Genomic DNA, 16714 nt, shown 5'->3' on the forward strand with positions numbered 1-16714 from the left:
CCAAGGCGAATCGGGTTGGAATCGGGTGAATCCTTGGGGTAGGCTGGATTACAGACCTTGGGGATCGTTTCAACCCTGGGGATTCCCCACACTTTCACCGCACCCATGGCCCGACCCAACTATGGCCCCACGGCTCAGGCGCGATCGCTCCACCTCTTCACGCTGTTGCTGGACTATGGCAACGATGAGTTGGATCTTGAACTGGACAAGCTCGAACGGCTGCGGCCTCAGATTCAATTCCATTGGCAAACGGAGCAGCGGTATGTGGTGCGGACGAAACTGCGCCATTTGGAAACCCTGAGCCGCGCCAGTGCCACCCCCTTAAGCCGTGCCCAGATTCGAGAAGCCTTGAACCGCTGGGGGGATTTTTTAGAAATTTTGAGCGATCATCGGCCCCAGGTGAGCGGGTCGGAACTGTGGCATTTTTCGGTGAATTTGTGGCATGGACGGCGCGATCGCGCCGCTAACCTCCGGCGTTTTGTGCAGGAATGGGAAGACCGTCGGCCCGTGAAATCGAAACAGGTCGCCGGCAAACGCAGCGAGCCGCGAGCCGATGCCGATCACGCTGCCGATCTCGATCCAATGCGGGATCATGATCGGGAGGTGTGGCGATCGCGCTGCCGCACCAGCCTCGAAGCCCAAAACTATCACCGCCTCACCACCAACCCTCTCACCGCCCCGGATGGGATGCGGTTTGACCATCAGGATCTTTATGTGCCGTTGGCATTAGTGCCGCGACCGGTGCGCGATCGCCTTCAGGATGATGCCGAAGAAGACAGCGAAGACGAGGGAGCGATCGTCACCCTTGAGGAACTGCTCAACACCACAACGGGCCGCCAACGGTGGGCGATCGTCGGGGAAGCCGGAGCCGGCAAAACTACCACCCTCCAAAGCCTCGCCACCCAACTCCTCGACCGGGGCGCATATCCCATCTGGGTCACGTTAGCGGATCTTCAGGGTCAATCCCTCCCGGATTATCTGCTGCAAAACTGGCTCCAACAGGCCACCCAATCCCTACACATCCCCGCCCTGCTCCAGGCTGAATTATCCCAACTGCTGACCACGGGCAACGCTTGGCTGCTGCTGGATGGCGTGGATGAAATGGCGGGGGACAGTAGCCGAATGTTGGCGCAATTGGGGCGACAGTTGCGGGGGGTGTTGGGGGGTGTGTCGGTGGTGCTCACCTGTCGGCTCCATGGATGGGAGGGGGCGAAAAATGCCCTCGATGGGTTTACGGCCTATCGCTGTCGGCGGTTCAGTCTGGCCAGGGACGGAGAGCCGGATCAAGGGGGGCAATTTATCGATCGCTGGTTTGCCGCCCAACCCGAACGCGGGCAACAATTACAGACCCGCCTCCACGATCCCCAACACCACACCATCCGGGACGCGGTGGGCAATCCGTTGCGATTAGCGCTACTCTGTCGGGCGTGGTCGCTCAATGAGGGGCAATTTCCCCGCAGCCAAGCCCAACTTTACGCCCAATTTGTCACCGCCCTCTACAGTTGGCAACAAGACCGTTTCCCCACCACCCCCGCCCAACGTCATCGCCTCAATGGGGTCTTGGCAACCCTTGCGTTTAACGCTTTTGCTGATTCGTCCTTGGGCTATCATCTCCCCGATCCTGTGGTACAGCGGGCGTTTCGTGAGTCTCCCGACCTTTTGACCCTGGCGTTACAAGTGGGCTGGCTCTATCCGGTGGGGATTCGTGCGGCCACGGCTGATCCGGTGTATCGGTTTTATCATCCGTTATTTCAGGCGTATTTTGCGGCGCAGGTGATTCCGGGGGCGGCGTTTTGGCTCGATCCGGCGGCAGATTATCCGGCGTTGAATCCGCGCTGGTGGGAGGTGTTGCGGTTGTGGATGGGGCGGGAGGATGGGGCGAAGGTGGAGAAGGAGGGCGCGATCGCTGCCCTGCGATCGTTCGACGATGGCGGCGTGGGACTGTATCGCGATCGCGCCCAAGGACTCGCGGCGTTGCTGTTGGCGGAATTTCCCGACTCGGAACAGGCGGCGGATCTAATGGGGGTGATCCTAGACTGGCGGTTTGGCCCGACGTTTTCGGCGACAATGCCCCAGGGTCATTCTGTGCCGCGCTTAAACCTGGCCCGGCGAGTGGTGGTACAAACCGATCGCACCCTTGCGATCGCTCACCTGGTGGAATTCCTTGACACCCAAACCCACCCCTTTCCCCGCTGGCAAGCCGCTTACACCCTGGGCAAAAGTCTCGCGCCGGGCCATCCCGTCGCGGTGGCGACGTTGTGCGATCTGCTCCAAACGGCCCCCGATGCCTATCGCCGCTGGCAATTCAGCGACAGCCTCTGCCGAGTGCAGCCGGGGCATCCCGACGCGATCGCCACCCTCACCGACTTGCTTCAACCCGAACACCCGCCGAAAATTCGCTGCAAAGCCGCCTACAGTTTGGGTAAATTTATCCCCGGCCATCCCGACGTGATAGTGGCTGACGTGATAGTGGCTGACGCGATAGTGGCTAACGCGATAGTGGCTAACGCGATCGCCACCCTCGAAACCCTCCGCGATACCGTCCAAACCCCCGGCCTGCTCACCCAAATCCGCGACAACCTTCACCGCCTCCAGCACGGCGCACCCCCACCGATGCCGACAAAATCCCGCCCAAGCAAACCCGTCTCTGAACGTGCGATCGCCAGCATCACCGCCCGTCTCCACGCCGCCCCCAACCCCACCGAACAACGCCGCCACGCCATCCGCCTCGCCCGCTTCCAACCCGATCACCCGGACGCGATCGCCACCCTTCTCCACCTCCTGATCACCCCCGGCCATCCCGCCGCCCTCTACAAACGCCTCGCCAAGGACATTAAAACCGTCGCTCAAACCGAACACAATCCCCAAATCGTGGGGTCATTAAAGACTGCGATCGCCCAGCTTCCCCCCTCGGTGCAGCGTCACGAGTGCGATCGTATCCTTTGGTATTGCACCGATGCCCTGGCCTATCACGAATTTTTGCTGTTGTAGCGATCGCAATCCTGACACCAAAAAACGGGACAGGATAACCCTGCCCCGCTGCCCCATCAATCGTGGGATGGTTTAACCCGTTGGCACTGGATTACAGCCGTTCAGACACCTTCGTCAGCAGGGCATTAGACCGTTCCACAAACGCCTTCATGTTGTCCGCATCAAAAGGCTTTTGGGAAATCAACGCCAAGTCATAAATATGCTGGCACATTTGATTGACCAACGTTCCCGTTTGAGATTCACCCGACCCATCCACAATGCTACCTTGGGACAAATTGAGTAGATTTTGCACCATCGGATGTGCCGTATTAACGAGCAACGTGTGCATATCCGGGAATTCCATATCCTTCTGTTGCATCAAGGCTGTCATCTCTTGAATGCGGCGCAATTCTTCCGGCATGATCACCATCGCGGGGGGCGTGCCTTGGGGATTTTCGGACTTAATCGATTCAGCCCGAATCGTGATTTTGCTATTCTCCAACGCTTTTTCAAATAACTCCTTGATCACCTCACTTTTGGTTTTATTGGTGGTGGGGTCAACGATTTCCGACTCGTCTTTATTGAGCAGGCTTTGATCCAGTTCCGCATCCACCCGCGCAAATTTCACCTCGGAATATTCCCGCTCCAAGAAGGGAATAAAGTAATTTGTATCAATGAAGGAGTCCATATAGAGAACTTCCATGCCTTGATTTTTGTAGAGTTCCACATAGGGCGCTTGGGAACCGGCATCGGTGCAATAGAACACACGGTTTTCGTGCTTTTCTTTGTTGCGTTCGAGGTAGTCTTTGATCGTGGTGTAGCCGTCATTGGTGGGCGTATCTTGCCATTCGTCTTCCCCTTCGGTTTGGACTTCCACTTGGGGTGCGTCCTCTTGCTGGGTACTCTTGTAGATGATGATGTCGGCGACTTGCTCTTTGAATTTGTCGTCTTTAAGGGAGCCAAATTTAATGAATGTGCCCACATCTTGCCAGCATTTGACAAACTTAGCGCGGTCTTCGCGGAAGATTTGTTTGAGGCGATCGGCGATTTTCTTGGAGATGTAGTCGGCGATGCGGCGGACGGTGCGATCGCTCGTTAACGCACTCCGAGACACATTCAGCGGAATATCCGTGCTATCAATTACCCCGCGCAAGGGCCGCAAAAAGTCCGGGATAATGTCGTCGCAATTATCGCTGACAAACACCTGATTACAAAACAGCTTAATCTGCCCTTTATTCACATCCACATCGGGACGGATTTGGGGGAAATAGAGAATGCCATCGAGGACAAAGGGATAGTCTGTTTTGAGGTGAACCCAGAGTAAGGGATCGTCTTGGAAGGGGTGAAGATAACGATAGAATTCGAGATAGTCTTCGTCGTTTAAATCTTGGGGAGAAACCTTCCAGAGGGCTTTTTCTTGATTGAGCCGTTCTTCGCCCATCATGATCGGCACGGGCATGAAGTCGCAGTAGGTTTTAATTAACTGTTTAATGCGAGCTTCTTCGGCGTATTCGGTTTCCTCATCCATCAGGGTGAGGGTGACGGTGGTGCCGGGGGTGGTGCGGGTTCCTTCGGTGAGTTCAAAGGCGGGGGAACCGTCACAAGACCAGTGAATCGCTTGGGAATTGGGACGGTGGGAGAGGGTTTCAATCTCCACTTGTTTGGCGACCATGAAGCTGGAATAAAACCCTAAGCCAAAGTGGCCGATAATTTGCTGGTCGGGGTCTTTTTGATATTTTTGAATAAATTCTTCGGCGCTGGAAAAGGCGACTTGGTTAATATATTTTTTGATTTCATCGGGGGTCATGCCGATGCCGTTATCGGAGACGGAAAGGGTTTTCTTTTCGGTGTCGACGGTGATATCGATTTGCGGTGCGGGGAGTTCGCCATCGACTTCACCGGCATAGGATACCATCTTTAATTTGGCGATCGCATCCACACTGTTGGAAATTAACTCCCGCAAGAAAATTTCATGATCCGTGTAGAGGGATTTCTTGATGATGGGAAAAATATTCTCGGTATGGATCGTAATATTGCCTTGTTCGAGTACGGTTGCCATAGTTTCGTTCTGTCGCTAACGGGTTCTAGACTTGTATTGTGGATCGTCGCTGATCATTATCACGCAAGGATTTCCCCCCAATGGGGATGCGGATTACCCTACCTGACCGGGTGAAAGTCCTGCTGTGACGCAAAATCTAGAACACCCGATCGCACTTCAATACCCTCACGTTCTCGCTCCCTTTTCACCATGACTCAACCGAATTTTCTGCTCCTGGGTGCGCCCAAAGCCGGAACCACTGCCCTCTATGCCTATTTACAGCAGCATCCCCAGGTGTTCATGAGCGCGGTGAAAGAGCCGCATTTTTTCGCCTTCGAGGGCCATAGTTTGCAATTTAACGGGCCGCGGGATGAGCGCGGCTCCCTCACCACGGCATCGGTGCATGAGTGGGGAGAATATCAAGCACTGTTTGAGGGGGCGGGGGAGGCGATCGCACGGGGCGAGGCTTCGACGATGTATCTCTATTGGCCGGGCGTGCCGGAACGCATTCACCGCTACACCCCCGACGCGAAACTGGTGGCGATTTTGCGTAATCCTATCGATCGCGCCTTTTCCCATTTTCTCCATTTGCGGCGGGATGGGCGGGAGTGGTTGAGTGATTTCAACGCGGCGTTAGAGGCGGAGAGCGATCGCATCACCCAAAACTTTTCCCCCGCTTGGCATTATCACGCCGTCGGGCAATATGCCGAGCAACTTCAACGCTATTGGTCAATCTTTCCCCGTGAACAATTAAAAATCTATCTTTACGACGATTGGCGACAACATCCCCGGCAATTTCTTGCCAGTCTATTTGAATTTTTAGAGATTGATTCCAACTTTCAACCGAATATGTCGAAGCGCCACAACACCACCCAGCAGGTACAAAAAAATGTCAGTATTCATGACTTTTTAACCCAGGATAATCTGATTAAAAAAATGCTGCGCCCCCTGATTCCGGCCCGCATCCGTCAACCCCTCGCCGCCAAAGCCTACCGCGCCAACATCGAAGCCCCCCCCAAACTCACCCCCCACCTGCGCCGCCAACTGTTGCCCCGATTCCAAGCGGATATTCTCGCCACCCAAGACCTGATTCAGCGGGATCTATCCCACTGGTTAACCGTGGATTAACCCGGCATGGCTGCGCTGATTAGCTGCGATAGGATAGTTGCCCTAGCCTGCGTTTCATCCCCCTCTCAGTCAGGACAGCGAGCTAGAAGCTCGCACTACAGTGTGAACCTCTGGCTCACGTATTACCAGATCCAGACTCGCAACTTGGGTTATGTATAAGTAGTAGGCGATCGCAGTGAGGATATATCGATGTCGAATCAACCCAAAATGAATAAACAAGACTGGATTCAAAAATTAGGATTAATCGAACATATTGAAGGGGGATATTTTGCGGAAAGTCATCGATCCACCGACGAAATTCCGACCCCACGCGAAGGGACAAATCGAGCGATGCTGACCTCGATTTATTACCTGTTAACCGACGATCGCCCCTTGGATCATCTCCATCAAAATCAATCCGACATCATGCATTATTTCCATGCCGGTGATCCGATTCGCTATATTTTGGTGGATTTGGCGGGCAACCTTGAGCGGGTGACGTTGGGGTTAGATCTGGCGCGGGGGGAAGTGCCGCAGTTATTAGTGCCGGGGGGATATTGGAAGGCGGCGGTGTTGACGGCGGGGGACTATGGACTGCTGGGGGAAGCGGTGGCTCCGGGGTTTGATTATCGGGATATGCGGGTGGCGACGGCGGCGGAGATTCGGGCGCAGTTTCCGGAACTGTGGACGGAGTTGGCTCCGTATATCAAGGCGTGAGCGGTGTCCGATGAGCAGGGGAGGGGAATCCGATCGCGCCCCTGCATCGGTCAATGGACAGATTGAGTACAATCGACTCAATCAAGCATTGATCGATATTGTGAATCATTAGGTGTGTTGAGTATGCGCGTGGGTAGTTGGTACATCGGAGAGAATCGCTGCGAGTTTCGGGTGTGGGCTCCTGGCCGTGAGGCGGTGGCGGTGCATCTAGTGGCTCCGGACGATCGCATCATTCCCCTCGCGCCGGAATCGGGAGGCTATTGGAGTGCGATCGCAACCGATACCCCGCCCGGCAGCCGCTATCTCTATCAACTCGATGGCGACCTCGAACGCCCCGACCCCGCCTCCCATGCCCAACCGGAGGGCGTTCACGGCCCGTCAATGGTGGTGGATCACGGTGCGATCGCTTGGTCGGATCACGACTGGCGCAATCATGCCTTAGATCACTACATCATCTATGAACTCCATGTGGGCACATTCACCCCAGCAGGCACGTTTGACGCGATTATCCCGCGCCTTGAAGATCTCAAAGACTTGGGGGTGAATGCGATCGAACTGATGCCCGTTGCCCCCTTTCCGGGGACGCGCAATTGGGGCTATGACGGGGTTTATCTCTATGGCGTGCAGGACTCCTACGGCGGCCCAGAGGGATTAAAACGCCTTGTCAACGCCTGCCACACAGCGGGCATTGCCGTCATCCTCGATGTGGTCTATAACCACTTTGGCCCCGAAGGGAATTACCTCTGGCCCTACGGCCCCTATTTCACCAACCAATACCGCACCCCCTGGGGCGACGCGATCAACTACGACCAAGCCGACAGCAATGAAGTCCGCAACTTCTTCATTGAAAATACGCGCTACTGGCTCGACACCTACCACATCGACGCGCTACGCCTTGATGCCGTCCATGCGATTTATGACTTTAGTGCCCGCCCCTTTTTGCAGGAATTGGGGGCGGCGGTGGCTGACCTGAGCGCGGCGAGTTATCCCCGCTATTTGATCGCCGAAAGTGATCTCAATGATGTGCGGGTGCTGCAAGACCGCGACACCGGCGGGTTTGGTCACGATAGTCAATGGTGCGATGATTTTCACCACGCCGTCCATACCCTGATCACGGGGGAACAGTCGGGCTATTACTGCGACTTTGGCACGGTGGAGCAATTGGCCACCAGCTACCGCCAAGGCTACATCTACACAGGCCAATATGCGCCCCACCGTCGCCGCAACCACGGCAATGATCCCCAGGGCTGTCAGGGCAAAAACTTTGTGGTTTGTGTGCAAAATCATGACCAGATTGGCAATCGGTTACTGGGCGATCGCCTTTCCCAACTGACGGACTTTGAAGGGTTGAAACTGGCGGCGGGCCTGCTCTTCCTCTCGCCCTTTGTGCCGATGCTCTTCATGGGCGAAGAATACGGCGAAACCCGCCCCTTTCAATATTTCGTCAACCACAGCGATCCAGGGTTGATCGACGGAGTGCGACAGGGACGCGCCGAAGAATTTAAAGCCTTTGGCTGGCCCGAAGACAAAATCCCCGACCCCCAAGGGGAAACCGTGTTTCACGAATCCGTCCTCAGTTGGGATTGGGCCGGTCAGGGTGGCGTGTTGCGTCAGTTTTATCAAACCCTAATTCAACTCCGTCGCCAACTGAAGCCCCTCCATCACCTGGATTTAACGCAAATTCAAGCCACCCCCAACCCGGAACATCCAAGCTTATTGGTGGAGCGACAGGAGCAAGGCGAGCGGGTCTGGTTTGGGTTTAATTTTAGCGATCGCTCCCTGCCCATCACTGCCCCGCCGGGATCGTGGAGTCTGCAACTCGATTCTGCGATCGCCCAATGGCACGGCCCCGGCAGCGATGCCCCCGATCAATGTGTTGGGGGGGATGCGGTGGCGATCGCACCCCGCGCCGTTGTGTTATACCACAGTCAATCCTAGCTCTCACCCTTAACCCGTATCATTGCCGCTTTAGGACTCGTTTAACTCCCATGATGCACTTGCCCCTCGCCACGTACCGGCTCCAATTCAACCCCCAATTCACCTTCAAACACGCGAAAGCGATCGTCCCCTACCTCGCGGAACTCGGCGTGTCCTACCTCTACGCCTCCCCCATTTTCAAAGCCCGCTCCGGCAGCACCCACGGCTACGATGTGGCCGACCCCACCCAGTTAAATCCCGAACTCGGCGGCGCAGATCACTTTGAAGATCTCACCGCCAAACTCCAAGAGCATCAGATCAAATGGCTGCAAGATATTGTGCCGAATCACATGGCCTTTGATAGTCAAAATCAAATGCTGATGGATGTCTTAGAAAACGGCAGCGATTCCCAATACAAAAACTACTTTGATATTCAATGGGATCACCCTTATGAAGGCATTCGCGGCAAGGTCTTAGCCCCCTTTTTAGGAAAATTTTACGGTGACTGCCTCGAAAGTGGTGAACTCCAACTGCAATACGATGAGCAGGGGTTTAGTGTTAATTACTACGATCTAAAATTTCCGATTCGGATTGAATCCTACACCGCTGTTTTAGCCTATAACCTGGGGCAACTGCGCCAAACCCTGGGGCGTAAACACCCGGATTTTGTGAAATTTCTCGGCGTGCTCTACGGGTTGAAATATATTCCGTCCGGGGAAGAAGGCAGCGAACGCTACGACCAGATTGCATTCATTAAAAGTATGCTCTGGGAATTGTGGAATGATAACACCGATATTCACACGTTTATTGAGACGAATATTCAGCTTTTTAATGGTCAAGTCGGAATTCCAGAAAGTTTTAATCGCCTGGAAGAATTACTCTCAGAGCAGTTTTTTCGCCTCGCCTTTTGGAAGGTGGGGAATGAAGAATTAAACTATCGCCGCTTTTTTACGGTGAATGATTTAATTTCCCTCCGCATTGAAGATCCGGATGTGTTCAAAAGTACCCACCAACTCATTTTCGATCTGATTGAAGCGGGTAAAATTCACGGGCTGCGCATTGATCACATTGATGGTTTATTCGATCCCTCCACGTATTTATTCCGACTGCGCGATCGCGCTAACCATACCTATCTCACTATCGAAAAAATCCTCGAAACCCACGAAGAACTGCCGTTAAATTGGCCGATCCAAGGGACAACGGGCTATGATTTCCTCAATTTAGTCAATGGGATATTCTGTCAACAGGAAAATGAGCAGACCCTCACCGACATTTATCACCGCTTCATTGGTGCATCGATTGACTGCGATCGCCTCATCGATGAGAAAAAACGCCTGATCATTAGTAAGCACTTGGCCGGGGATATTGATAACCTGGCACACTTCCTCAAACAGATTTCGATCCGCTACCGCTACGCCAGCGATTTCACCCTCTACGGCTTAAAATCCGCTCTCGTCGAGGTGATGGCCCTGTTTCCCGTGTACCGTACCTATATTAATAACGACGATATTAGTTCGAGCGATCGCAACCACATCACCCAAGTCATTCAACAAGCAAAAGAAAATATTCCGGTCTTTTTAAATGAACTCAGCTTCATTGAAAAATTCCTCTTGTTGGATTTTGATGACTACCTCAGTGGTGAGGAACAGCAGCAATGGTTACTGTTTGTGATGCGCCTTCAGCAGTTCACGGGGCCGCTGATGGCGAAGGGCATTGAAGATACGGTGCTCTATATTTATAACCGTTTAGTGTCCCTCAATGAGGTGGGATCAAATCCCCTGTATTTTGGTGTTTCGTTGGATGAATTTCACCAGAAAAATCATCTCAAATGCGCCAACTGGCCCCACACGATGAACGCCACCGCCACCCACGACACAAAACGAGGTGAAGATGTGCGATCGCGCATTAATGTCCTGTCGGAAATTCCTGATCAATGGGATGCCCAATTACGCAAATGGCAGGCATTAAACGCAGCGCAAAAACACTGTCTGCCGGAAACGGGTCTTGATGTGCCCGACACCAATGATGAATATTTTCTCTATCAGACTTTGATCGGCACATTTCCCTTCACCGATACTGACCATGATGATTTTGTCGAGCGGATTAAAGAATACACCGTCAAAGCGATTCGAGAAGCGAAAGTCTATACCGCTTGGCTCAAGCCGGATACCGGGTATGAGGATGGCTTTACTCAGTTTGCAGAGCGCATTTTAAAACCAAGTCCAAAGAATGAATTTTTAACTGAATTTCGTGTCTTTCAACGCAAGATTCAACATTACGGTGTCTTTAATTCACTCTCGCAGGTGTTGCTAAAAATGACGGCTCCGGGTGTGCCGGATATTTATCAGGGGACGGAATTATGGGATCTGAGTTTGGTTGATCCCGATAATCGTCGCCCGGTGGATTATAAACTGCGCACGAAGTATCTGCGGGCGATTAAAAAAGCCTGGGATAAAGATCCCCTTGATTTACTGAAAACCTTGCTCGAAAAACCGGAGGATGGGCGCGTTAAGCTCTTTTTGATTTATCAACTCTTGCAGGCACGTCATCAATTTATGGAGGTGTTTCAGCGGGGTGATTATCAAAAATTAACGGTGATTGGTAGTCTTCAGGATCATGTGGTGGCGTTTACGCGGACGTGGGGAAGCCATACAGCGATCGCGATCGCGCCGCGTTTTTTCACCTCCATTGTTAGCGACACAGAATTACCCCTCGGTGAGCAGGTGTGGCACGAAACCCGCCTGTCCCTCCCCCCCGGTTCCCCCTCCCACTGGTGCGACCTGATCAGCGGTCAAACCCTCAACAGTCAGGATGCGCTGTTTTTGCGGGATACTTTGGCGCATTTTCCCGTTGCTCTGTTGGTGAATTCTGTGGATGATGTGAATTCAGAAACCGAGGTGGTGAGTAGCCGCCACGGTCAACCGTCTTCATAATTCCAGCACTCTCGCCATCTATAGCGATCCTAAATCAATCGAAGATCTTATCTCCTCATCAACAAGGGGCTTAAGCCCCTTGCCTGTTCATGAATCAAATAGGATCGCGATAGAGCCGTGATCAGCACAATTAAACTGCTTTTCACGGCTCAATGCATGGGTAGATTATGGCTGAATTTGCGCTCTTGTCCAGTTCCGCACGGCCCGCCGTAACGCCCGCCGACCTTGCATCCGGTGAGTTTCGATCAGTTGGGGTAATTCACGAATCTTTAATTGCGGAAATGTCGGGCTAGTGTCTACGTCTTGATATTGCCCATTTTGTAATGTATAAATGCGCAATTCTCCCGCTTCATAACACCAAATTTCCGGCACATTTAAGCGGGCATAAATTGGAAACCGAGCTAAGGATTTACTGGTGAGGTCAATTTCAAGGGCAAGATCGGGTGGTGGATCTTGGCTGAGATCAAAATTTAGTTTCCCCCGGATGAGGTGTTCATTTTGAAAATAAAAACAATTATCAGCCTCAACTCCAGCCTGTTTTAATGGTTTACGCCAAGTTGTTGAGCCGTAACACTCGTAATCTAAATCGAGTTCGTCGGCGATGTCTTTGATCGTGTCCGCGATCGCATCTCGATAATATTCATGTTCTGGTAATGGGGTCATAATCTCTACGGTCCCGGCATCATAGGCAATCCGACTATTGCGCTGATCGCCAAGACAGGTTAACAAGGTTTCAAACTGTTGCCACGTCAGATGGTGCAACAGGACGCGATCGGCCCGGTGTTGGGTTAGCAGCATGGTGATTCATCACTCTATCGCTCAATTTTAACCGATGGCACGGGGGCCGTTTGGGCGCGATCGCTGTAACCTTGAGCGATCTAGAGCCTGTGGATTGCCGTCCCTGGCCTGCGCTCAGGCTTGCTCTTGTGGCGATCGCTTAAGATTGGAAGAGGTTGCCCCCTGAATTGTTGCGATCGCTGTGCCGGGTGTGGTGCGCAAAATCATGCAGACGATGAGGGTTCGGCGTACACTGTTGCTTTGACCGCATTTTTTTGAAATCTCCCATGCAATCGCCACTGACACCGGGAATTCTGTTAAACCAGCGTTACTTAATTGTGCAAACCCTTGGCCAAGGCGGCTTTGGGCGAACCTATCTCGCTGAAGATCGGGGCCGCTTTAATGAGCGTTGCGCGATTAAGGAACTGATGCCGTCCCAGAGTTCGGACTATGTGCTGGCGAAGTCGCGGGAACTGTTCCAACGGGAAGCGGCGACGCTGTACCAGATTAAGCACCCCCAAATTCCGCAGTTTCAGGCGACCTTTGAGGAGGCGGGGCGGCTGTTTTTGGTGCAGGACTATGTTGAGGGGCAGACGTTGCAGGATGTGCTTGATGTGCGACGGCTGAACGGGCAGCAGTGCGGCGAGGCGGAGGTGCGGCAGTGGTTAGAGCCGCTGTTGCCGGTGTTGGGCTATCTCCATCAGCAGGGGATTATTCATCGGGATGTGTCGCCGGGGAATATTATTTTGCGATCGCCCGATCAAGTGCCGATTTTGATTGATTTTGGCGTGGTGAAGGAATTGGCCACCCGAATTCAATCCCCCGATTTACAAGCGGCGACGACGGTGGGCAAGGTGGGCTATGCACCCCGCGAACAGATGCAAACGGGCCAGGCCTATCCCAGTAGTGACCTCTATAGTTTGGCGGTGACGGCGATCGTGCTGTTGACAGGGAAAGACCCCCAAGCCTTGTTTGATCAAGGGAATTTTGTCTGGCAATGGCGCAATTATGCCCAGGTGAGTGCTGGGTTTGCGGCGGTGTTGGATCGGATGTTGAGCGATCGCCCCAATCAACGCTATCCCTCGGCTCTGGCGGTACAGCAAGCCCTCCAGGGTTTGGGTACGCCTCCCGTTGCGCCCCCTGCACCGATCTCGCCGCCCCAGCCTCAACCTCCCCAAACGCCGCCCCCCCAAACACCGCCGCCGCCTCGCTCCCAAGATCTTTCGCAGATGGGCACGATGGTGGTTGGGGGGCGATCGCCTGACCCCACCACGGTCGGCGCACCGACCTCACCCCCCACAGCCACCGGCCCTCAAGTTCGGACACCGCGCCAAGGGTCAACGATCCCCGCCCCCTTAGCCCTGTTGGGGTTGACGTTGGTGATTAGTCTGGCTGCGGGTTTGGGGACATGGGGCTTAATCACTCTGCTGCTCAATCGCTCCCCGGATACGGGCGTGATCGACGAACCCCAGGACTTCCCCACGCCCACCCCGACCCCCACCACAGACATCCCCGATACGCCCCCCAGCCCCACCCCGTCCCCCTCACCGACCCCCACCCCGTCCCCCACGGTGACGGAAGAAACCCTCGTCCTCCGCCCCGGCCGTAACTTGACCCGACGGGGACAACTCACCACCGATAGCTCGGCAGAATACAGTTTTGATGCTCAGGCGGGCCAGAGTTTAGAGACGCGCTTGGAGAGTGATGGGGTGGTGCTGACGGTGTTGACGGCCCAGGGGCAGCCGGTGGGTAGTGGGAGCGATCGCGTCCGCAGTTGGCAAGGAACCCTACCCAGCGATGGCCGCTACACGATCACCCTGAACCCCTTACCCGGATTCGCCGCTGATCAATACAAATACCGCCTTGATGTCATGGTACAAGGCGCTCCGGAACCCTCTCCCATCCCCACGGCTCCCCCCATTCCGACCCCAACCCCCACACCCACACCCACGCCAACCCCCACGCCCACGCCCAACCCAACCCCAACACCCACGCCCACCCCCAACCCTGAGCCGGTAGAGATTAACCCCGAACCCGAAGAAACCTCCTTAGAACTGCGGGGACGCACCACCCCCCAAGCCTTTAAGCAGTATCGAGTGGCGGTGGAATCGGGGCGCGTGCTGACGGTGGCCGTCACCGATGGCTTGGTGGAATTACGGCTGCGCGATCCCAGTGGTGCGGTGCTCGAATCGGCGCGGGGAACCTTATCCTGGCAGGGCAAGATCCGCCAAGGAGGGACTTATCAAATTGATGTGCTCACCCGCGAGCCGACCCAATTTGCCCTGCGCTTGAATGTGGATTGATCGATGGAGCGATCGCACGCGGAAGGGACTGCGATCGCTCGCTCCATGGCTAATCGTCACAAATATTGTTGGCCAGACCCCATTTTTTGCTGAATACTGGAGCAGTGATCAACGTATTGGGAATCTTGATAGCAAATTGCGAAACGATGAGAACGCCACCGCCCCCTTTTTAAGGGGGATTGAGGGGGATCTTTGTACCTTGTGTTGAGGGAAACCGCTATAAAATTACCTGGCAGCAAGGATTTCTCGCAGCCTGGGTTGTGCTCAACGGTTGGCATTGCGACCGACGATCAATCATTACCGAAACTACTCAGGACTGTTAATTATGGCAACGCTTCAAGATCAGATTGATCTCAGTTTAGAACGGGAAGGCTTGCCGAATATTTGCGGATCTGAAGCTGCGATCGCTCGCATTACCAACCACGATCAGTCCATCTTTTTAAACCGCACAAATCTCAACCTAGACACCTTCAAATCCAGTTTTGCCTGTGCCCTCCACATGCACCAACCCACCATCCCAGCGGGACAGAATGGCGGCTTGATTTGTAATCTCCAAAATATGCTTGAAAATCCCCACGATGGCGATAATCACAACGCCACAGTCTTCGCCCATTGCTACAGCCGCATGGGGGACTTCATCCCGGATTTAATCGCCCAAGGCTGCAATCCTCGGATCATGTTGGACTATTCCGGAAATCTGCTCTGGGGCTTGATTCAAATGGGTCGCCAGGACATTATTGATAATCTCAAAAAAATCACCCTCGATGATCGGTATTGGCCCCATGTGGAATGGTTGGGAACCCTTTGGAGTCACGGGGTTGTACCGTCTACTCCGATTCCGGATGTGAAGCTGCAAATTCAGGCCTGGCAACAGTATTTTGCGGCCATTTTTGGCCCGGAAGCCCTAGCGCGGGTGAAAGGATTTTCACCGCCGGAAATGCATTTACCGAACCATCCTGACACGTTATTTGAATATATTAAAGCCCTCAAAGATTGCGGCTATCGTTGGCTCATGGTGCAAGAACATTCTGTCGAACGGCTCGATGGTGCGGGGCTGATTCATGATGATAAATATTTACCCAATCGTTTGGTGGCGACGAATTCCCACGGCGAAACGATCAGCATCACGGCACTGATTAAAACCCAAGGATCGGATACAAAATTAGTGGCGCAAATGCAGCCCTACCATGAAGCGAAAACGCGGGGTCGTCAACCCCTCGGCGGCCAATCCGTCCCCTGTTGCGGGACGCAGATCGCCGATGGGGAGAATGGCGGGGTGATGATGAATGAGTTTCCGGGGGGATTTTTCCCGGCGTGGCAGGCGATTCAGCAGGATAGCAGCACGGTGGGGATTAACGGGACGGAATATCTAGAACTCTTGGCGGCGGCGGGGGTGACGGCGGCGGATTATCCGGTGTGTCAGGCGGTGCAACAGCATAAGATTTGGGCACGGGTGGATCGGGACTGCCCAACTCCGGAGGCGGTGGCGGGGGCGATCGCATCTCTCAACGCAGAAGATCATCAATTCCACATGGAGGGCGCATCTTGGACGAGCGATCTTAGTTGGGTGAAGGGTTATGAGAATGTTTTAGAGCCGATGAATCGCCTCAGTGCCCAGTTTCACGCCAAGTTTGACGCAGCGATCGCAGCCGATCCAACCGTAACCCAGAGCCGGGACTATACCGAGGCGCTGCTCTATGTGATGTTGGTGGAAACCAGTTGTTTCCGCTATTGGGGACAGGGGACTTGGACGGACTATGCGCGGGAACTCTATCGCCGGGGAGAAGCGTTGGTGCAGTAGTTCGGCGGGTCGTTATCTTAAAATGTGCAAAGAAGACTCCCACTATAAAGCGAGTCCGAGTAGAGTTACCGAAGGTAACGGCGGACGTGCCTTTTAGTGGCGAGATGAATTTGCACCAACAAACAAATCGAGCGACAGCGAGTCCTTTAAT

General features: G+C 54.0%; 9 protein-coding genes. 7 read left to right on the forward strand and 2 right to left on the reverse strand.

Annotation, left to right across the window (positions count from 1 at the left end; all coding sequences use genetic code 11):
* Positions 1-105 precede the first annotated feature (105 nt).
* Positions 106-2991, forward strand: a complete 2886-nt coding sequence (locus PN477_RS02380) for an NACHT domain-containing protein (RefSeq protein ID WP_272121905.1) — start codon at positions 106-108, stop codon at positions 2989-2991.
* 91 nt (positions 2992-3082) lie between these two features.
* On the opposite strand, the gene htpG is transcribed toward PN477_RS02380, so the two are convergent.
* Positions 3083-5029 carry a molecular chaperone HtpG gene (htpG, locus tag PN477_RS02385; RefSeq protein ID WP_272121907.1) on the reverse strand — a complete coding sequence of 649 codons (1947 nt, stop codon included), beginning with the start codon at positions 5027-5029 and terminating at the stop codon, positions 3083-3085.
* Between the two features lie 189 nt (positions 5030-5218).
* Between htpG and PN477_RS02390 the strand changes: the two genes are divergently transcribed.
* The 4 genes from PN477_RS02390 (at position 5219) to treY (ending at position 11682) form a co-directional block, all read left to right on the forward strand.
* Entirely contained in the window at positions 5219-6136 is a 918-nt protein-coding gene (locus PN477_RS02390; protein WP_272121909.1) for a sulfotransferase family protein, read from the forward strand.
* A 189-nt stretch (positions 6137-6325) separates the two neighbouring features.
* Positions 6326-6832 (forward strand): cupin domain-containing protein, encoded by a 507-nt coding sequence (locus PN477_RS02395; protein WP_272146953.1) that lies wholly within the window; start codon positions 6326-6328, stop codon positions 6830-6832.
* Positions 6833-6955: 123 nt separating this feature from the next.
* Positions 6956-8770, forward strand: coding sequence for a malto-oligosyltrehalose trehalohydrolase (gene treZ / locus PN477_RS02400; protein ID WP_272121913.1), 1815 nt, complete (start codon positions 6956-6958; stop codon positions 8768-8770).
* A 53-nt stretch (positions 8771-8823) separates the two neighbouring features.
* A complete protein-coding gene (treY, locus tag PN477_RS02405) occupies positions 8824-11682 on the forward strand; it encodes a malto-oligosyltrehalose synthase (protein WP_417158734.1) in 2859 nt (952 codons plus the stop codon).
* Between the two features lie 165 nt (positions 11683-11847).
* Here the strand turns inward: treY and PN477_RS02410 are convergent, their stop codons facing one another.
* The gene (locus PN477_RS02410) at positions 11848-12480 is read right to left on the reverse strand and encodes a Uma2 family endonuclease (RefSeq protein WP_272121917.1); all 633 of its coding nucleotides are present in this window, start codon (positions 12478-12480) and stop codon (positions 11848-11850) included.
* 266 nt (positions 12481-12746) lie between these two features.
* On the opposite strand from PN477_RS02410, the gene PN477_RS02415 reads away from it, so the two are divergent.
* The gene (locus tag PN477_RS02415) at positions 12747-14762 is read left to right on the forward strand and encodes a serine/threonine-protein kinase (RefSeq protein WP_272121919.1); all 2016 of its coding nucleotides are present in this window, start codon (positions 12747-12749) and stop codon (positions 14760-14762) included.
* A 325-nt stretch (positions 14763-15087) separates the two neighbouring features.
* Positions 15088-16563, forward strand: coding sequence for a polysaccharide deacetylase family protein (locus PN477_RS02420; protein WP_272121921.1), 1476 nt, complete (start codon positions 15088-15090; stop codon positions 16561-16563).
* Positions 16564-16714 lie beyond the last annotated feature (151 nt).

This window comes from Spirulina subsalsa CS-330 (genome assembly GCF_028330765.1).
Classification (GTDB): domain Bacteria; phylum Cyanobacteriota; class Cyanobacteriia; order Cyanobacteriales; family Spirulinaceae; genus Spirulina; species Spirulina subsalsa_A.